Annotated in this window: 17 protein-coding genes and 1 tRNA gene; 9 read left to right on the top strand and 9 right to left on the bottom strand. The window is 42.9% G+C overall.

The window, feature by feature from the left end; genetic code table 11:
• Positions 1-81: 81 nt before the first annotated feature.
• The 4 genes from GO755_RS05115 to GO755_RS05100 form a co-directional block, all read right to left on the bottom strand.
• A complete protein-coding gene (locus GO755_RS05115; RefSeq protein WP_157583676.1) occupies positions 82-294 on the bottom strand; it encodes a hypothetical protein in 213 nt (70 codons plus the stop codon).
• A 148-nt stretch (positions 295-442) separates the two neighbouring features.
• Entirely contained in the window at positions 443-1,915 is a 1,473-nt protein-coding gene (locus tag GO755_RS05110) for a TonB-dependent receptor (RefSeq protein WP_157583675.1), read from the bottom strand.
• A gap of 88 nt (positions 1,916-2,003) precedes the next feature.
• Positions 2,004-3,446, bottom strand: a complete 1,443-nt coding sequence (locus GO755_RS05105) for a S41 family peptidase (RefSeq protein WP_157583674.1) — start codon at positions 3,444-3,446, stop codon at positions 2,004-2,006.
• Positions 3,447-3,556: 110 nt separating this feature from the next.
• Complete coding sequence (locus GO755_RS05100; RefSeq protein ID WP_157583673.1) at positions 3,557-3,910, bottom strand: YraN family protein; 354 nt, start codon at positions 3,908-3,910, stop codon at positions 3,557-3,559.
• A gap of 95 nt (positions 3,911-4,005) precedes the next feature.
• Between GO755_RS05100 and lipB the strand changes: the two genes are divergently transcribed.
• The 6 genes from lipB to GO755_RS05070 all read left to right on the top strand — a co-directional run bounded on the left by lipB (position 4,006) and on the right by GO755_RS05070 (position 10,070).
• A complete protein-coding gene (gene lipB / locus GO755_RS05095) occupies positions 4,006-4,779 on the top strand; it encodes a lipoyl(octanoyl) transferase LipB (protein WP_157583672.1) in 774 nt (257 codons plus the stop codon).
• A gap of 17 nt (positions 4,780-4,796) precedes the next feature.
• Positions 4,797-5,201 (top strand): hypothetical protein, encoded by a 405-nt coding sequence (locus tag GO755_RS05090; RefSeq protein WP_157583671.1) that lies wholly within the window; start codon positions 4,797-4,799, stop codon positions 5,199-5,201.
• Positions 5,202-5,220: 19 nt separating this feature from the next.
• Positions 5,221-5,958, top strand: coding sequence for a 3'-5' exonuclease (locus tag GO755_RS05085; RefSeq protein ID WP_157583670.1), 738 nt, complete (start codon positions 5,221-5,223; stop codon positions 5,956-5,958).
• Between the two features lie 146 nt (positions 5,959-6,104).
• On the top strand, positions 6,105-8,576 hold the full coding sequence (gene rnr / locus GO755_RS05080; RefSeq protein WP_157583669.1) for a ribonuclease R: 2,472 nt from the start codon (positions 6,105-6,107) through the stop codon (positions 8,574-8,576).
• A gap of 77 nt (positions 8,577-8,653) precedes the next feature.
• Positions 8,654-8,725: transfer RNA gene (locus GO755_RS05075), tRNA-Arg, on the top strand.
• A 106-nt stretch (positions 8,726-8,831) separates the two neighbouring features.
• Positions 8,832-10,070 carry a site-specific integrase gene (locus tag GO755_RS05070; protein ID WP_157583668.1) on the top strand — a complete coding sequence of 413 codons (1,239 nt, stop codon included), beginning with the start codon at positions 8,832-8,834 and terminating at the stop codon, positions 10,068-10,070.
• Positions 10,071-10,129: 59 nt separating this feature from the next.
• Here the strand turns inward: GO755_RS05070 and GO755_RS05065 are convergent, their stop codons facing one another.
• Complete coding sequence (locus GO755_RS05065; protein WP_157583667.1) at positions 10,130-10,831, bottom strand: LytR/AlgR family response regulator transcription factor; 702 nt, start codon at positions 10,829-10,831, stop codon at positions 10,130-10,132.
• Positions 10,828-11,838: a sensor histidine kinase gene (locus GO755_RS05060; RefSeq protein WP_157583666.1), complete on the bottom strand. Its 1,011-nt coding sequence runs from the start codon at positions 11,836-11,838 to the stop codon at positions 10,828-10,830. Before GO755_RS05060 ends, GO755_RS05065 begins: the two co-directional genes overlap by 4 nt.
• Before the next feature lie 172 nt (positions 11,839-12,010).
• On the opposite strand from GO755_RS05060, the gene GO755_RS05055 reads away from it, so the two are divergent.
• On the top strand, positions 12,011-12,754 hold the full coding sequence (locus GO755_RS05055; RefSeq protein ID WP_157583665.1) for a hypothetical protein: 744 nt from the start codon (positions 12,011-12,013) through the stop codon (positions 12,752-12,754).
• Positions 12,755-12,965: 211 nt separating this feature from the next.
• On the opposite strand, the gene GO755_RS05050 is transcribed toward GO755_RS05055, so the two are convergent.
• The 3 genes from GO755_RS05050 to GO755_RS05040 form a co-directional block, all read right to left on the bottom strand.
• A complete protein-coding gene (locus tag GO755_RS05050) occupies positions 12,966-13,565 on the bottom strand; it encodes a master DNA invertase Mpi family serine-type recombinase (RefSeq protein WP_157583664.1) in 600 nt (199 codons plus the stop codon).
• Between the two features lie 610 nt (positions 13,566-14,175).
• Positions 14,176-14,340 (bottom strand): hypothetical protein, encoded by a 165-nt coding sequence (locus GO755_RS05045; protein WP_157583663.1) that lies wholly within the window; start codon positions 14,338-14,340, stop codon positions 14,176-14,178.
• Positions 14,337-14,537 carry a hypothetical protein gene (locus GO755_RS05040; protein ID WP_157583662.1) on the bottom strand — a complete coding sequence of 67 codons (201 nt, stop codon included), beginning with the start codon at positions 14,535-14,537 and terminating at the stop codon, positions 14,337-14,339. Before GO755_RS05040 ends, GO755_RS05045 begins: the two co-directional genes overlap by 4 nt.
• 624 nt (positions 14,538-15,161) lie before the next feature.
• On the opposite strand from GO755_RS05040, the gene GO755_RS05035 reads away from it, so the two are divergent.
• Positions 15,162-18,434, top strand: coding sequence for a helicase-related protein (locus tag GO755_RS05035; protein WP_157583661.1), 3,273 nt, complete (start codon positions 15,162-15,164; stop codon positions 18,432-18,434).
• Between the two features lie 20 nt (positions 18,435-18,454).
• The gene (locus GO755_RS05030; protein WP_157583660.1) at positions 18,455-20,116 is read left to right on the top strand and encodes an ATP-binding protein; all 1,662 of its coding nucleotides are present in this window, start codon (positions 18,455-18,457) and stop codon (positions 20,114-20,116) included.
• Positions 20,117-20,189 lie beyond the last annotated feature (73 nt).

The raw sequence follows: 20,189 nt of genomic DNA, 5'->3' as shown, positions 1-20,189 counted from the left end.
GAAAGATTAATTTCTTTTAGGTATTACCCAGAAAGACAAGGTTTTGTTAGCTGCTTTCTGAAGGGAATAGTATAGTATTCGTTAGAATTGTCCCTCAATATCTTGCACCACTTTTATAGCATCTACGACAGAAAGCTCCTGGTTCTGGGCAACCCATAGCACTGTATCAACAATAGTATATACGTCTGGTTCCTGGTAATATGCCAGCCAAACCTTGTAGGCATCTATGTATTGGCGCCCTCTCTGATTGGCGATTTGAGTTAAAAGTTCAACATTGACAGGTAGTGGATTCATATCAGAATCTACCAGTTATAGCCACAACATCTTCCTAAAACAGTACTGATTCTTAATGTTATTGTCATTTAGTCGCCATTAATTGATAACTGTTTATGCTTAATGAATTTACAACTAAATGGCAATAGCATTAAGAATCAGTACTGTTTTAGCGAGTTGAATTTTGTTCTTCAACCTGCTGTTGACGGACTTGCTGACCAATGGGGACATATTCCACTTCGCAGGGATAACCAAATAGGCAGTTTGCCTTAATCTGTTCGGCTACACGATCGGGTACCATTTTTTCCCAGCCATCTTCTCCCAGTTGAATCATCTCCAGCACATGATCGGTCGATATGTGCAGATTTTGCTCATTGTAATCGGTGATGTCTTCAATTTTATCGTTCCGAACGAGATACTGAAATAGCGGTTCTAGAGTAGCCGGTAATTTGAACTCATTGCAGGTATAGATTGCTCCTTCTTTTAGCGTCGGATACACAAACAGCTTTACCTTTCGGCTGAACAAGGTTGCGAATGATTCCAGAATACCACCTGGTAAAAATTCATAGTGGCCTTCTTCAAAAATGTATTCCAGGTTAGGAATCCCTACAATCAGGCCAATTTTAAGCCGCGTCAAACGGGCCAGATAGGCTACTAATTTGTAGTACTCCAGATAATTGGAAATCATTACAGTCTGCCCCATTGAGCACAAAATATCTACCCGATCCAGAAAATCTTTCTCGTCGATTCCCTGCTCATTGGCCTTCAAGTTATGAAGCGTTAATTCCGCCATCGAAATCACCCGATTGGCATCAACGTCGGGTTCGTCTTTAAACTGCTTCAGGCCATTTTCAATCATATCCATCTGGACATTTGTGACCGGACGCAATCGTCCACGCATGACCAGAATATGTTTTTTATAAAGCGCTTCGGAGGGTTGAAGTACCTGGCCATCGGCACCAAACAGAGCTGCATCTGTAAAACCATTTTTGACCAGGTGCAGGCTCATTAGTCGATTATCTACATCAGCAAAATCAGGCCCATTAAATCGAATCATATCAATCTGAATACGCTCGGGAGCCAGATCGTCCATAAGCGACAATACGAGCGTTTCGGGCGATTTGGCGTAATAGTAACAGCCATAAATCAGATTAACGCCAATGATGCCCAGCGCCTGCTGTTGAAGGATATTCTCGTTGTCAATCATTCGAACGTGGATAATCACGTCGTTGTAACCAGACTGCGGATTTAACTGAAACCGGCACCCGAGCCAGCCATGAGCTTCGTTGGTTTTCTGATAATTAAGGGCAACAACGGTATTGGCAAACGCAAAAAACGTGGTATCTGGGCCACGTTTTTCGGCTAATCGTTTCTCTAACAGGCTATATTCCTTACTCAGCATTTTTACCAGCCGAGACTCAACTACGTAGCGGCCACTTTCTTCAACTCCGTAAATAGAATCGCTAAAGGTCATGTCATAGGCCGACATAGTTTTGGCAATAGTCCCAGATGAGCCACCTGCTTTGAAAAACATGGCAGCGGTTTCCTGACCTGCACCAATCTCCGCAAAGGAGCCATAAATACGTCGATCCAGATTAATGCGTAATGCTTTCTGCTTCGTACCTATATTCTTTTCGTACATAGTGATGGGAGCTTGTTCATGCTAAAGTTACAATATAAAACGCCAAAAGCAGCCTTTAGAGCTGCCCTTGTGCCAAAATAATGCAATCTTAATGCTGGCCGTTCAGAAGGTTATCATTACTAAACATATTCCCTCCTCCAGCCTTATGGTCCAGAGACGAGCCAAGAATGGGCTGCGGGACTTCTGTAGACGCTGCCCTACGTGCCATACGAGTACCTGAAATCTGAAAAATGGCTTCACTCAACATAGGTTCGGTTACATCACCAAAGGGCTTCATGCCGTAGCTTGGCTCTTTCACCTCTACGGATGGTGTGAATCCACCCGCATAATCCGTAAATCCCAGCGCATTTGCCGATTTGAAGGTAATGGGTTGTATGCCCCATTTAATACGGCCGGTTTCATCATAGATGGTAATGGAACCAACATTTTTGCCAACTGTAGTTGTACCGATAGTAGTCACCGTCATGAAAGGCCGTAAGCCGTTAATAACCAATTCGCTGGCTGAGGCCGTACTTCCCGTTGTCAGGACAAATACACGATTGATGTTAGCCCCAATATTGGTCGGCTTCGTTAGGAAATTTTGAGTGTCCCAGCCCGCACCACGACTCTTATTATTTGCGGCTGTTACAGTGCTATTCCATTTCTGTGTATAATACACCTTGGAAGCATCAATATTTTTACCAATCAGACTAGCAAGGTTAGTCGATGAGCTCACATAACCACCCCGATTATAGCGTAAATCAAGCACCAGCTCGTTAACACCTTTCTGTTTGAACTTACCAAAAATATTGTCCAATTTCAGATCATAGGTTTTATCTGTTGAGCCATCTTTATACACACCAGGTATGAACTGGTTATAAATCACATACCCTATCGTTTTTCCGCCAATGGTATAGGTTGTATCCAGCAGGACAGGGTCTTCCTGAAAAACGACCGCCGTAACCTGCTTGGTTTGGCCATTATCTGTCAATGTACCATTCGTGATAGTGGCAAACCCGTATGTGTATGTATCGGTGCTGCCAGACAGTAAGGTCTGATAATTAGCACCTGTCAATGACTCTCCGTTTACTTTTGAGATAATATCCCCTCGTTTAATGCCTGCTTTAGCCCCTGGGGAGCCAGGGAGTACATAGATAATTGATGCAACGACACCCGTCTTGGCCTGATCTCTATAATACAGATTATATTCTATACCGGTCGTCTTCGATTGACCACTTAGCGACGCCTTCAGATCATCGGCGCTCGCCTGAATCCAGGAGAAACGGTCACGGTCTACATTCGCGGTGTTGTTTCGATCGTAGAGTAAGGACAGAAAAAAATTATCGGATGTCAGGGAGGTGTCCGGATTAGCCGGTAATTTGTCATTCCAGAAGTAATAGGTCTTCATATTATCCAGGACCCAATTATTGACTTCTCCGTTTGAGGTCGGTCCTGAAGGTGTAACGTCTGTATCCTTTTTACAGGATGTCATCAGAAACGCGTTACAAACTACTAAAAGCAAGACTGGGCTCCAGTCGAAAAATGTTCTCATTTGCATTTGTTGATGTGAAATAACTCTATCCTTACTACCAACGTAATGATCTCCTAAATAATTTATCGAAAATCAGAAAGGATATGTTGTTTTTGTGTTTGAAAAAGAGGTCAGCAAAAGGCATCTTCAATGTGTTTCACCTGTAATTCACTGCCTGCTATAGTTACGGCAATGATGTCAAATCGGATGTCATGCTGCCAGTCGTTTGCAAAAATATACTGTTCGGCAGCCTTCATTACCAGCTTAGCTTTCGCATAAGAAACAAATTCTTCAGGGTTGCCATAACTGAGGTTCGTCCGCGTTTTTACTTCCACGAAAACCAGCAGTTTTCCTTTCTTAGCAATAAGGTCAATTTCAGCGTGTTGGTAACGATAATTTCGAAACATGACTTCGTAACCCTGCTCGCGTAAGTAGCGATTTGCTTCAGCTTCTCCCTGTTTACCTGTTTCGTTATGTTGTGCCATATAAGTACGATATAGTCACAAATAACGACAATCGAACGAAACTTACCGACCTGTTTGTTCGTCAACTAACGGAAGACTTTTTCTTCCAGTAAGCAATGAATAGTCGCGTCAATAAACAAGTTGAAGTTCGGGCCTTAGGATTGATGGATTATCAGACTGCCTGGGATGAGCAGGAACGTCTTTTTGCCACAATTGTTAACCAGAAACTACTGAACCGAACATGCCCTACTGATGAGCAGCAAGTAACCCCGAATTATTTGCTGTTTTGCGAGCATCCGCCCGTATATACGCTTGGTACGAGTGGGCATGCCGAAAATCTGCTGATTGATGAAGCTCGGCTGGCTAGTGAGTTCGGTGCCACATTCTTTAAGATTCGTCGTGGGGGCGATATAACCTTCCATGGCCCCGGCCAGCTGGTGGGTTATCCGATTCTGGACCTGGATAATTTTTTCACTGACATCCATCGGTACATGCGTCTGCTTGAAGAAAGTATCATTCTTACGCTGGCCGATTATGGACTCGATGCGGGACGGATTGAGGGCTTAACGGGGGTTTGGCTTGATTATGGCACTGATGCTACCGGTATCCAGAGACCTCGCAAAATTTGCGCAATGGGTGTAAAAGCCAGCCGTTGGGTAACGATGCACGGCTTTGCACTAAACGTGAATACAGATTTGCATTATTTTGACCATATTGTCCCTTGTGGGATTACAGACAAAGCGGTTACGTCGCTGGCGGCTGAGTTAGGTCATGAGATACCATTGAATGAGGTAGCCAATCATGTTCAGTATCACCTGGCCGCTTTGTTTGAGATGGAATTAGTAGGAGCGAAGCTGTTGACTGACGTGCCAGTGGAAACCCGAAATTGAAACCCGAATTATATTGAATGAAAAAAGATATTAATTTTTTGCCTGTTGAAGGCGTACAGGTAGCTATCGCCCGGAAAGAGAATCTGATCAGTGGTTATGATTGGCAGGTTTATTTGATAAACCAGAAGGAAGTGCCTATTACAACCGTGTTTGTTACGTCGAAAGGTTACGGATTAAAAAATGACGAAGAACAGAAAACGTCAACCCTGCGCCACTTTTTTGTAGAGGTTCAGCCGGGGGCGCATGAAGTTGTCGAGAGCATTATGCCCGATGTATTTCATCTGAATAATGAGTACTGGGTAAGTTATTTTATTGGTGACCAGATTTTCGATAAGAAGTTTATCTTCGTGCCAGACAGCATTGTAGAAGAAAATCTGGTACTTATACCTGCATTAGGACTGGAAGGAATTCTACACGCCTGATTTCTTGACTCCTATTCTTATGCCTCAACCCATCTCCTGGAAACGCCGGCTTAAAAACCTTTTGTTTATTGATCTCAAAACGGTGGCGGGTGAGCCATCTCTTCTGTCTGTTGAGCCGCGATTGCAACGGCAATGGGAAGAAAAAAGCAGGTATTTCAAAAATGATGATGAACTCTCGGCGGCTGGCTGGTATGATCGCCGGGCTTCCTACTTCGCTGAATTTGGGAAAATTATCTGCATTGGCGTAGGTGGCCTATTCTTCGATGACGACGACAAGCCGCATCTGAAAGTTAAGCTGATCAGCAACGACGACGAGCTTGTATTATTGGAGGAATTCCTAACTATTGTAAACCGCTACCCACCCGGTGAACTAACGTTATGTGCCCACAATGGCAAAGAATTTGACTTTCCCTATCTGTGTCGTCGGTTAATGGTAAATGGCTTACCGCTCCCTCCGGCCTTGCAGATTTCGGGAAAGAAACCCTGGGAAATTCCACATCGGGATACCCTCGAACACTGGCAGTTTGGCGACAAACGACACTTTGTTCCACTCGATCTGCTGGCTGCTGTCCTCAACGTACCAACTCGCCCACTCGAATGGACCGGCGATCGGACCAGCGAAGTGTATTACCGCGAACACGACTGGCCTCGTATTGAGCAATACGCCCGCGATTCGATGGTGATGCTGGTGCAGGTTTATTTGAAAATGGTGGGTGCCCCGCTCGTGGCCGACGAGCATATTGTATTAAGTGATTGAAGAGGTTTCTATAAATGAACAATGTATAATTTATGAATGATTGAGGTCGTTTGGCTTCATTATCTATTGCTCATTTTTCATAATCAATTACTTCTTCCACACTGAATTTAAACATTTTAGCCTCACTAATGAGTTAGGCAAACAACATGAGAGGAAAACCAAAACAAGATAAATACTCGAAGGCCACATCTGGTCGACCCAGTACGGGGCAGTCGCCAACGACGCGCCCACGTGAAAAGGGTTTCGAGAAATCAGCAAAAGTAAAGCCCAGCCAGGTAAGGCCTATTCAACAGGCCGACTCTTTTCTGGATGAAATGAAAAACGACATCATGGCGTTTTTCCAGATTAACGATGACCATTCCTTTACGCAGGAGCAGGTATTAGACCATTTCGGCACTGGCGACCGGCGCATGAAATTGATCATGCACGGTCTGATTGGCGAACTTACCGACGAAGGTACCATCGTGCGCCAGTCTGACGGTAGTTACCGTGCTGATGCTAACGCAAATCTGGTTGAAGGCGTTGTTGACCATGTGAATTCACGTTTTGCATTTGTTATTCCCAATACAGCCAGTGGCGTACGGGGTGACCGTGATGATGATATCTGGGTTTCGACCGAAGACCTCGCCGGTGCCGTTGACGGTGATCGTGTGCGTGTAATTCGCTTTACAGACTCGCGCAATAGAGGACGCCGGCTTGAAGGGAAAGTCGCCAACGTGATTGAGCGTGGTCGCACCGAGTTAGTTGGTCGCATTGAAGTCTGGCCAACTTACGGCTTTGTCGTTCCTGACAGCAAAAAGATTTACGACGATATTTTTATTTCCAAAGAGAAACTTGGAGGAGCTGCCGACGGGGAGAAAGTTATTGTTCGACTCACAAAGTATCCTGACCCAGACAGCCACAAACAACGTTTTGAGGGCGAGGTGATTACCGTACTGGGACTTGCAGGGCAGAACAATACCGAAATGCATGCTATTCTGGCGGAATTCGGCTTACCTATTCATTTTCCTGAGGATGTAGAACAGGAAGCGGAAGCTATTCCGACCCAAATTCTGGAAAAAGATTTGGCCAAACGGCGTGACATGCGTGAAGTAACAACCTTCACCATTGATCCTGTTGATGCCAAAGATTTCGATGATGCTCTTTCTGTCCAGATACTCGACAATGGCAACTATGAAATTGGTGTTCATATCGCTGATGTAACGCACTATGTTCTTCCCGGTTCGAAACTGGAAGCCGAAGCCTATAAACGGGCTACATCGGTTTATCTAGTCGACCGAGTTGTTCCTATGCTGCCCGAAAAGCTGTCGAATGGTCTTTGTTCGCTCCGTCCCAACGAAGACAAGCTGACTTTCTCGGCTGTTTTTGAATTAACACCCAATGCTCAACTAGTGAATGAATGGTTTGGCCGAACCGCCATCCATTCAAACCGCCGGTTCGCCTATGAAGAAGCGCAGGATATTCTCAACAACAATAGTGGTGACTATCTGGAAGAGCTTCGACTCTTGAACGAATTAGCCTATAAACTCCGCGACGAGCGTTTTAAAAATGGAGCTATTAACTTCGAGACGGTTGAAGTGCGGTTTCGATTAGATGAGAACGGAGTACCCTTGACTGTTTACCCAAAAATCCGGCAGGACACGAACAAACTCATTGAAGAGTTTATGCTGCTGGCAAACAAACGGGTTGCCGAGTTTGTGCATTCGCTGTCAAAGCGGAACAAGAATGGTGAAGAGAACACAATGGTGTATCGTGTTCACGAGGGCCCTGCCGAAGATAAACTCCGTAGCTTCTCGGACTTTGCCCGTAAGTTGGGCTACAAACTGAACGTAGACGACGAGCATTTATCAAGTTCGATGAATCGCTTTATGGTGAGCATTGAGGGTAAACCCGAAGCAGGTATGCTTCAGCAACTGGCCGTCCGAACAATGTCGAAAGCTCGGTATAGTACCGAAGATTTAGGTCACTTTGGTCTGGCATTCAAGCGGTATTCACACTTCACGTCGCCTATTCGCCGTTACCCCGACATGATGGCGCATCGATTACTTCAACATTACCTCGACAAAGGCAAACCCGTTGACCGCGAAGAATATGAGGAAAAATGTCGCCATGCGTCTGAGCGGGAACGTATGGCTTCTGAAGCCGAACGAGCCAGCATCAAATACAAACAGGTCGAGTTTATGAGCCGTATGGCACCTGATCAGGTATTTGAGGGTGTAATTTCTGGTGTTACAGAGTTTGGCATTTTTGTTGAAATCACAGAGAATAGTTGCGAAGGCCTGGTTCGAATGCAGGACTTGAGCGACGACTATTATGAGTTCGACAAGGACAATTACCGAATAATTGGTCAACGCCACAAGAAAATGTATACGTTTGGCGATCCGGTTGTCGTCAAGGTAAAAGACACAAATCTGGCGCGCCGAAGTATGGATTTTACTTTAGTGAGCGACAAGGCAGGTCGTGCTACGAATTTAGATTTTAGTAAACCAAGTTCGCGTCGACGTGATGATAACCAGGGTTCGCGTTCGGGTAGTTCTCGTGGAGGCAGTAGTTCCAGACAGAAGCAAGGCGTAGCCGCAAAGGGTGAAAACCGACGTGGTGGCCGTGGGAGACGCTAAAAAGTAAAGGGTTGTTTAGAAGTAGACTTGCGTTTTAGTAACCCAATCTACTATATTTGCACTCCCAAACGGGAAAAGCTTCCGTAGTTCAATGGATAGAATTTCGGTTTCCGGTACCGACGATAGGGGTTCGAATCCCTTCGGGAGCACGAAACAGTATAAAATGCCCTCATACGCACTGTAGAGGGCATTTTTCGTTTCCTAATGTGTTTCCTAATCCTGCTTTAGCCACTTCCGTTTCCTAGCCATTTCCGAATGGGAACCACACAGAACTTCAATCAAAAAGTCATTATTAAGGATGACTATATAAAGAAAGATGGCTCTTCAGCCCTCTACATCTACGTTTCTATTGATGGAGATTGGGAGAGATTGCCCCTAAAACTGTCCTGGCCAACATCTTTTTTTGATAAAGAGGTTGGAAAAATCTTGCCAAGGAGCAAGAATGACAAGGATTATTCAGATTATCAGTTGATGATTAATACGGAAATGGCGAAAGTCAACGAAATATTCAAAGAATACCGTCTTGGTAATAAGATCTTAACCATTAGCCAATTGCTTACGGATTTTAATTCGTTCACATCTCGAAAAGACTTTTTTACTTTTTTTCTGAATGATGCAAATGAGCGAGTTAAGCGTAAGAAGATCGAAGCTGGAACCAGAAATGGTCAGATAGCAAGCTTAAATAGCTTAAAGGAATTTTGGGCACAAGAGCAGATCAAGGGAAAGAAAAAAGATGCAGCCCAATCTGACCGTATGCCCTTCAATGCTCTTACACCCAAGAATCTAGAAAACTTTCGGGCTTGGCTAAAGTCGAACAAAGGCAATATTCCTACTACTGTTGAAAACCACATGAAGAACGTTAGAACCTATGTAAAACGGGCGCTTGCAGATGGTAACGTTTTTGATGATCCATTTAAAAAAGTAAAGGTTACTAAGCCCGAAACATGGCCGGATGTACTAACGGAAGACCAACTCGAGTCTCTAATGAAATTATTTCAAGACAACACTACACCTGAAAACTGGTCCTTGGTTCTTCGCCATTTTTTATTCTCCTGCTTCACGGGCTTGCGTATTAGCGACGCTAAATCAGTTGCTCATGACAACATAAGAGGTGATTGGTTAGTCATCATGCCAAAAAAGACCTTGGGCAAACAGAAGACTATCAGAGTCCCCTTGCATCCATTGGCCAAGACCCTAATCATTTCCTCTTTGGGTAAACTATTTGACACTTTTTCAGAGCAGTATACTAACCGACTGTTGACTCAGATAGGTCAGGCTGCTGGGGTTGACTTCAAAGTAAAAACGCACACTGCCAGGCATACATTCGGGACCATATTTATTGAATTAGGTGGGGATGTTGTTACACTGAAGGATTATATGGGTCACCGTGATCTTGGTACCACTATGAAGTATGTTCACATTAGTGACAAGCGGAAGAAGGAGAAAATAAATGTTTTTGATAAGTTATTTCAAAAAGGGAGAGGGGCTAGCTAGGATTCTCACTAAGAAGCCCTTCTGAAGCTTCGCTGGCTGCAAGTAGCATGCCAGCCACTTTAATTAATGGCTTCAATAAACTGCTTACGATATAGGTCTCCTATAGGGATCGATACCGAACCCACAGATAGACTGTTAGTCTGATATTGGGTGACTCCCGCTAAAGCAACGATGTACGACTTATGAATTCGTACGAACTGGTTAACAGGTAATAATTTCTCCAGATGGACCATGGTCTCGGTAACTAGTAGAGTTTGTCCATCGCGAAAATAGGCTCTGACATAATTCCCATATGCCTGCCAGTACAACACATCGGTCAATGATACCTTGACAATGTTTCGATCTACTTTCAAAAACAGGAACGTAGGAGGCTGAATTAAGGTTTGAGAGTCGCTTTCAACTGATGGAGGTCGACCCAATGCTCGGTCGACAGCTCTGATAAAGCGAGGGAATGAAAAGGGCTTCACCAAATAATCAATAGCACCCACTTCAAACCCATCTAAAGCAAAATCAGCATAAGCTGTTGTTAGGATGATTCTTGGTGGTCTAGTCAGTGCTTTTACTAACTCAATACCTGATAACCTGGGCATTTTAATATCAGTAAATAAAATGTCTATGGGTTGAGTATGCAACACCTTTAGTCCAGCAAATGCATCTGCACAGTTATCCACTAGGATAAGGCTAGGTAGCTGTTCGATGAATTGTACAAGCAGCTCGCGGGCTAGGGGCTCGTCGTCGACAATCAAACAGCGGTAACTCATAGTTGTAAAGCTAGGGTAATTTTATAGGCCAGCGGCTGTTCATTGATAGTCAATCGATGGCGGTTGGTAAAAAGCAAGGCGAGCCGCTGACGCACGTTTGAAAGGCCGGTTCCTGTAGTAGGTTGGGGCATAATCGGGACATCCTGCACCAAAGGAGGTTTACTATTTTCGACCTCAAAGAATACCTCCTGTTCCTGTACTGCCAGCGTGATGGTCACAAATACTTGTCCTGTATCGGCCTCTACGCCGTGTTTAAATGCATTTTCAACAAAAGGAATGAGTAGCATCGGTGGTAGTTCGACCCTGTTCACTGGACCTTGCACTAGAAACGTGATTACAGCTCGCTCGCTGCTCAAGCGCAGACGTTCGAGAGCAATATACTGCTCCAAGTAAGTTACCTCTTCACTTAAAGGGACTGTATCCAAATGGTTGGTCGTGAAGAGGTACCGCATCAAACTGGCTAAGCGTAGCACCACATCAGAAGCCTGGGGTGACTGCTTTAGGGTGAGTGTATAGAGATTATGAAGGGTATTGAACAGAAAATGAGGGTTTACATGTGCTTTCAATCGTTCCAGTTCCAGACGGGCTTGTTGGCTTTCTAATTGTAATAGGCGGTTTTGGGTTTTTTGCCGGTGGACATACTGGTCAATAAAACCAAACGCGAAAGTCAAGGTATAACACCGGGCAATGAGCGAAAAGATTGGTGGTTTTTCAAGTATGATTCGTTCAAATAGCCAGGTTCCTGCCCATCCATAGGGGAGCAGAACGACCAACGTAAGTAGCAGGTACGTAAGTCGCTGGCCGATAAAGAAAAATCGGGGTAGGAAATAGAGTTGATTAGCGTAAACAGGTAAGCTGAAATATAATCCCATAAACCCAATAGTAATAACCGCAGCACTAACCGACATGCGTTCGAGATAGTAAGGAGCAGATGGCAGAAGAAACAAGGTCCACAACAAGGTATGTGCTACAATAAGGGATGGGTCTAGTCGAGACAACAGCTTCATACAAGCAATATTACCCAAATAAGTAAAACAGAAATGTTAGATTGGGTAGTAAATGACGAAAGGTCTTTAGGGGCTATTAATAGGCGTTGATCCGGTTTCTGTCGGGTTCATCATTCTGGTTTGGCGGGCTATAAGATTCGTGTTTCCTTTGGCCGACAATCACAACTGCTTAATGAAACAACTTATCACTACCACCTTTTTAGTGCTGATCGCCCTGGTCACTCAAGCGCAAATCGATACGATCAATACCGCTACCTTAAAATTGAATAGATCGGCTTGGCGGGATGGCAAAAGCTCTTATGCTGTTTTCTTTGAGGACTCAGCAGGCAGACGACTCTCCTCGGCAGACATCTGGGATCGGACCCTGCGTCGGACCACCATAGCTGGTCAAAGTCAGTATCAGTTTGTCTGGGATTGGTTTCATCGAGATTCATTATTAGCCCATGTTACGGCCACGGGGCTGTGGCCCTCCCTGGCCCCACTTACTCACAACGCAGTGTATACGAAACGTGGGACTCGTAGTTTTATATTTCAGAACAACGTCGTAACTATTCCAGATTCGGCCCGGCGGACAGCCAAAGACAGCTCATTCCGGGTGATTACCCAGCAGGCTGCCTTCGAGTTTCCAATGGATCTTGAAATTCTCGCATTATTACCTTTCCGCAGAGTGGGGCAACAATTTGCCATTGCTTTCTATGAACCAGGCAATTCCTCATCGGCCTATTACACACTTCAGGTTGCCTATCGGCAAAAACTCTTACTACCGGGTCAGGCTACCACTGATTGCTGGGTACTCCGAATCGACTATGCTCCTGGATCATCCGCAACGTTTTGGATCAGTGATAAACCTCGTGAGGTCGTTAAGATGAGGGAATATTTTCGGGGGAGGTATCGCTATAAGGTAAAGTTGTACTAATGAACACCAACTGAATAACTTGATTCTATAGATGATTGGCTAGACTTCGCTACATATGGGCATATTTTCTCCCCAATTACTAGTTTGAATGACTATGAATGTATTGAGTTTAGACGACCATAAATAGTACTATTCAGTAGATGTGGGAGCTACTCCAGAAGCAAGCATTTTCCCGACGATTGTAATTGAATAAATTTCATTCTTGTAAAAGTTAAGCTAAGTTTCTACTCCCGATAAAGTCACTCACCGTTTGTCTGTTCACGCCTAGTATTCGACCAATGGCCGAAATAGACACTTTGTTTTTCAACAATTCCCGAATGTTGTCTTCTTTACCGGATAGTTTTACCAATTCATTACGAGAACCTTTAGGCCTTCCTAGGCTCCCGCCTTCAGTCTTCCTACGCTCTAATGCTTCCTTGGTTCTCTGACTGATTAATTGCCTCTCGATTTCAGCCGATAGGCCGAAGGCAAATGCCAGTACTTTGGATGAAATATTGTTACCTAACTCGTAACCTTCTTTAATGGCAACTACCCGGACATCCCGTTCCATGCAATCATGAAGGATTGACATAATTTCCATTAGGCTTCTCCCAAGCCTGGAAAGCTCCGTCACATACAATACATCTCTAGACTGCATTCTCTTTAGAAGAGAACCTAATTCTCGATCTTTAGCTGATCTGGCACCAGAAGCCGTTTCTTCAATCCATTTGTCAACATGTACCCGTTCACTAGATGTCTTCTTAAGGATTTCGTATTTCTGGTTTTCGCCCGTCTGACGGTCCGTTGAAACCCGGATGTAAGCGTATATCATTGGAGCAAAGCAATTATCGACATTAATTCATTCCAAAATGAAAAGTCAAACTGGTTATAAAGCCAGTGCATAATTTTACCGGGCTGGCTAAACTCAACTTTGGGCAATAGATTCAATAAAATGCCCGCACTGAAAAAATCAGGACTAAGATATGTACCCTGAGTTAAAAAAACGGGTCTTCGCTATATAACTTAAAGTTGCTCTAACAATATCACCAAGCTTAAATTTCCTCATTCTCTTTAAGTCTTTTTAATACTGTGTAAGCAGAAGCTATGCTGATAAACATTTCGTTTTGTAGATACCTAGCGGCTTCCGCTGCATTTATTATTTTAAGCCGCTTTGCTTCGATAAGCACCCCTTTCCATCGCGGATTATTACTGATCTTGTTCACTTTTATAGCTGCAAGGTTTAACCTATTATTCTTATTAAAAATACGCAATTTTTGCGAGATTATAAAGAGAATATAGCAGCAATTTATGACCAGTAAAAACGGTCGTTATTTTCCTACAACAATGTTGTAAGCGTACCAAACAAAATAGCCTTATACCAACGGTACAAGGCTATTACAACACCTAATTGAATACTACTACAGGCCTATTGATTGAATGGATCAGTCAATAATGACATCATTCCCATATTTGTCTCTAATTCGTTGTTCTGCGGCCCGTTTTTCGACCATATCGGTACCCGCTACATTCTTTAAGTACAACCACGCAATAGCAACACCAACGACTACTACCAATAAAGTTACTAGGACAGTGGTTATTGTTCTCATCTGGATTGCCGATTGTAAGAATTGATCGGAAACTCATCTAGCTCCTCCTGGATAAGCTGTTCTAGCTCGTTGACAACAAATTCATCGTCAACTTCAAATCCTTCCGTAAGCAGCGTTTCGTACAAGCTATTCGTAGCCTCATCCGCTTTCGATCCAGCCTTGGCTCGTAGACTTTTAGTAGTTGCCTTATTAGTCATGGAGAAAATAGCACTTAGCCATTTGGTTACTAAAACCGTATTAATCAGGTAAATGCTTGGGGATAGGTGTAACCCTACCCCCACTAGCATAACCACCCCCGGCTAGAGCCTACCAAACTTATCAGATACTACAAGCATAGATGCTGGATATTGCAGGTAATCACCCGTTAATCGTGGGTAACTGCCCAAATATAGATTTGCAGGCAATTATGGATAACTGCTTGGGAAATTTAGGATAAAAAGGAAAAACCGTTGAAATAGAACTCAAAGGAGTCTATTATGAATAAGTTATGCATCCAAATAGTAGAGTAACTCACGCGGGCGAATCCCGAAGGGAGCCGAACAGGATTCTGAAAATCAGGATGTTATATATTATTCGGCGTGAGGTGTATCAAGATGGTATCAAGATCAGTATATTATAAGTCTGCATTTAACTATTTGTTAAGAATATTAAGGTGATTAAGCTTTTCATTGATTTTTATTCGAGTTTAGTTAGATCAACTTCCCGACCAAAGCCATAATTACCTTGTAATTGCTGCATATTTGAATAATATTAGGGCTGATCATTGAAGAGTAAGTAAACGGGCAGCGGTACTTGATACAGTCTAACAGCAGGTAATTATAATGACTAAATTTTTCACTAATGAAGGTTCTGATACCTTAATAGACAAAATTCAGGGTATTTTTCACTACCGAAACATACATTTCTTTGATGCATTGGTTGGCTACTTTCGGGCTTCAGGATATTTTAGAATTCGACCTTTTATAGAAAAAGCTGCTGAAATACGAATCCTGGTTGGTATCAATGTAAATAATCTTGTACTAGAAGCGACTAAGCAAGGCGTCCTTTTTGAAGTTGACGTACAGAAGTCTCAAGAGGATTTCTTCAAGGAGATCAAAAAGAATATACAACAAGCAGCCTATTCTAAAGATGTGGAAGATGGAATGGTACAGCTTATCAAAGATTTAGTTAGCCACAAAGTCCAGATTCGAGTTCATCCTAAGCAAAATATACATGCTAAAGTTTATGTCTTCCGTGAGAAAGATAAGCATGATCACGGGTACGGTGCTGTAATTACAGGATCTAGTAATCTAACTGAAGCGGGGTTAGAACGCAATTTTGAGTTCAACGTAGAGCTGCGTGAGAATGCCGATATTGAGTTTGCTACCCAAACATTTGATCGCCTTTGGCTAGAAGGAATTCCAATTAGTGAGGAATTTGTAGACCGATTAAAAAAAGAAACCTTCCTAAATGATGATTTTACACCTTATGAAGTGTATCTAAAGTTTCTGATTGAATACTTTGGTAAAAGCATAGATTTTGACCCAAACTCCGTCACTGATTTACCAAAAGGCTTTAAGCGGCTATCTTATCAAATCGACGCTGTTAACGATGGATTCAATAAGATGGAGAGGCATGGAGGTTTCTTTTTAGCCGATGTGGTTGGATTGGGTAAGACAATTGTAGCTACCATTATAGCCAAAAAGTACTACTTCAAGAATGGTTTTCCTGAACACCGATCCCATACCTTAATCGTAGTTCCGCCAGCTTTGAAAGATAACTGGCGAGAAACGGCCGAGAGTTTTGGTTTGGAGAATTACGAAATCATTACAAATGGTAGTTTACATAAAATCACGAATCCTGAGAAATATGATTTAGTGATTGTGGACGAAGCGCACAAGTTCCGTTCAGACACTGCCGATGCTTACAACGATCTCCAGAAAATTTGCAAATCCGGTGCCAGGAGAAGGCTGCCTGACGGAACTCGCACCCACAAAAAAGTAATGTTGATCTCGGCAACACCCCTTAATAATCGTCCCGAAGACATCGCAAATCTGGTATATCTGTTTCAGGATAGTAAAGATTCTACACTCGAAATTGGCAATCTGCAACATTTCTTCCGTCAGCATATTGAAGCTTACCGTAAGGCACAGCATGAAACGGATTTAGCTAAATTGAAGGAAACGGTTAAGCGTATATACGATCAAATACGGGTAAAGGTCATTGAGCCTTTAACTGTTCGTCGGACACGGACCGACTTGTTAATACACGAACAATACTCAAAAGACCTAGCAGCCCAAGGTATTCGTTTTCCTAATGTTCAAAAACCAGAAAAACTGTTTTATCAACTAAAGCCTCATCTTGAGGACCTCTACGACCGTACAATTTATTACATTGGAGGTAGCAGATCGGACAGCCTGACCTATAATCGTTATAGGGCAATTGGGGCCTTAAAGCCGCCCAAAAAGAAAAAATACACAAAGGCCGACATGATTTCGTCGCAATTAGCAAAGATCATGAAAACAATGCTTGTGAAAAGGTTAGATAGTAGTTTCTATGCCTTTACACAATCACTAAAACGATTTTGCAATGCCACTGAAGCTATGGTCACAATGTTTGATCAAGGCCGAATTTTTATTGCTCCGAACTTACCTGTTACCGAGTTTATCAACAATGAGCAGGAAGAGGAGTTACTGGATTTAGTGCTTGAACGTATGGAGTTTGACGCTACAATCGAAATCTGTACACCCGACGACTTCCAGCCAGACTTTTACAGTGGCTTGCTCCATGATCGCCAAATCTTGAAAGAGCTTGTGTCTGCTTGGGAAGCACTTGGCGACGAAGATCCTAAATTAGACACCTTCGTTTATTACTTGAGACATCACCTATTTGAAAGCATCAATCATGAAGGCAAACTGGTTGTCTTCTCCGAAAGTAAGGAAACGACGGATTATCTAGCTCGGCGATTACCCCAATTTATTGACCAGCGCATTCTAACTGTTGATAGTAAAACGCGTAAAGATCGAATGCCTACTATCCGAGCTAACTTTGATGCTAATCTCCCTGATGCGCAACGCCGACACGATTATGACATCGTTATCTCGACAGAAGTGTTGGCTGAAGGAGTTAATCTTCACCGTGCCAATGTCATTGTTAACTATGATACTCCTTGGAATTCTACCCGGCTTATGCAGCGTATTGGTCGCGTAAACCGAATAGGGTCTCAAGGTGATAAGGTCCATATTTTCAACTTTTTCCCCACCGCACAAGTCGACAGTGATATAGACTTACAAAAGAAAGCCCTAATGAAGCTTCAAGCGTTTCACGCAGCTTTGGGTGAGGATAGCCAAATCTATACTCCCGATGAGGAAACCAGCACCTTTGGACTGTTTGACAAAGACCTTGACGAGGAACGTGATGAAAAGCTTGATTACTTAATGAAGATTAGGGCTATAAAAGAGAAAGATCTTGAGTTGTTCAAGCGTATTAAAAATATGCCCCTTCGCGCCCGTGTAGGCCGTAGAAGCCGCATTCTACGTGAGGCCACTATTGTCTTTATTCGTAATGAGAAACGTGACGCATTTGTATTTGTCAAGCCAGATGGCTCAATTGAAGATTTGACGTTTCTGGAAACAGCTAAACAGTTCGAAGCGCGCGCCGACGAACATTCAATAAAAATTCATGAGTTGCATCACCAGCAAGTAAAGACCTCCATTGGCCACTTTGAGAATGCATTAGAGTATGAAAAGGCTAGGGATCGCAAAGTAGACGTTACTCAAGGCCCTAACGAGAAGAAGGCAATAACGTTCCTGGACGGTTTTTTAAGTTTATCTATTATTAATGAGACAGAAAGAGAGCTAATTGTGCTGACCAAAGAAGCCATCCGGAAAGGTCGCTTCCAAAACTTACAACGCGATATTAATAAATTGCAGAAGACTCAAAAGACGGCTAAATTAAAACTTGTCATCTTATTTGATGAACTAATGAAGGTGTTAAATTCCTATCCGCTTCGGAAGACTAACGAGGATGATGTAATGACAACACCACCCTTATTAGTTATACCCGTTAATGCCTTTTCCCCCGAAATTATTATTTCTGAAAGCTTCAATGCCTAAGATGATACTAGCCCAGCCGTATGGTATCTGAAGATAAAAACATCGATTACAAAAGTCTCCGTATCGTTCAGATGGGCGACGCTGGTTTTCAAAAGCTAGCACAAGCATGTGTCTGCTTTGCTAATGCACAGGGGGGGCAACTTGTTATTGGTATAGAGGATAAAGATAAATTGCCACCTAGTAATCAATTAGTTAAAGTTGAAGTTGTTAATCATACACTTAACAGACTGCGCTCACTTTGTTTTGGTGTAGCCGTATCATCAACAGGTGTAAAAATTTATCCCAATGGTGCACAGTATTTCGTCATTCAAGTGTTTCCCTCTCTAAAAGCCATTGCAACTACCTCTGATGGTAAGATTTATCTTCGAATAGGTGATCAATGCCACGCGGTTCGCAGTGAAGATATTATACGCTTAGCCAATGATAAAGACGCTTTCCAATGGGAGCTGCAACCACGGCAAATCTCGTTAAGCGAAGTTTCTTTAGAGACTGTTGACGCGTTTGCTAACGAAATACGTAAATCTCCACGTGTTAAAAGCACAGTCAAGGCATTCAATGACCTTGAAATAATTGAGCATTACAACCTGGCGGTTAATGGGCAATTAACTAATCTCGGTGTACTGTGGCTAGGCACGCCAGCCCAACGGAGTCGACTATCTTATCCAATTACAGTTCAGTATATTGTTTATGATGAGTTAGGAAACAAAGTTCGAAAGATTGACTGGCATGATTATACCCAGAATCCCAAAGCGCTACTGTTAGATATCGAGCAGCAAGCCATTGAACTAACGTATTACCATGAGTTTCCCGATGGTCTCTTTCGGCGACCTATTCGCTTCTATGACGCGCAGGTAGTTCGTGAGTTGCTTATTAATGCCTTCGCGCATAAGAGCTACACAATCTCAGGCGATGTATTCATTAACGTTTGGCCTGACCGGCTCGAAATGAAAAATCCAGGGGGTCTACCAACCGGTATTACGAAAGATAATATACTGCACAAAACAGCACGAAGAAATCCTCATGTGATCCGAATTTTCCATGATCTTAATTTGATGGAAGGTGAAGGCTCCGGCTATGATCTGCTTTATGAAATCAGTAGTCGGGATGCCAAACCATTTCCCGAGATTAATAGCGACTATGATAGCACTACTATTGTACAGTATTCCAAAATTTTGAATGAGGAGACTGTCGTATTGCTTGACTTTGTATCAACACATTACCAATTGGCGCAGCGTGAATTCATTGCTTTAGGCATTATTGCCCGTCATCAGAAAATATTGACTACACAACTATCTAAAGAGCTACAATTAGCTGAAGAGGAGCGTCTACGTTCTTACGTGGGACGACTCATTGAACAGGGCATTGTTATCAGCCGGGGAGTGAAGAAAGGAACCGAATATTTAGTCAATCCGAAACTGATTGCCAATGCTAAAATCAACGTTAAGCCAACACTAAAGGTGATTGAACCACATCATCTAAGGGCACTTATAATCGAAGAATTAAAACTGAGACCTGAAAGCACCGTTAGCAGTATTCAAAAGCAATTTGAAGAAATTACAATTGAAGATATTCGAAAAGCCGTGTATAATTTAGTCAAAGAGGGTGTACTAGAACATTCGCCTGGTAAAACTTACCGTACCTATTGGCTGGCAAAAAAAAATAGAGACGAAAAAGAAAATTGATTAACTGATTGATTTTTAAGCAATTATTCTATTTTATTTAAAATTCAGAAAATAGAATTTATTGTAATTAACA

This window comes from Spirosoma arboris (assembly GCF_009754945.1).
Lineage (GTDB): Bacteria > Bacteroidota > Bacteroidia > Cytophagales > Spirosomataceae > Spirosoma > Spirosoma arboris.
This window is presented reverse-complemented; position numbering and strand designations above follow the sequence as displayed.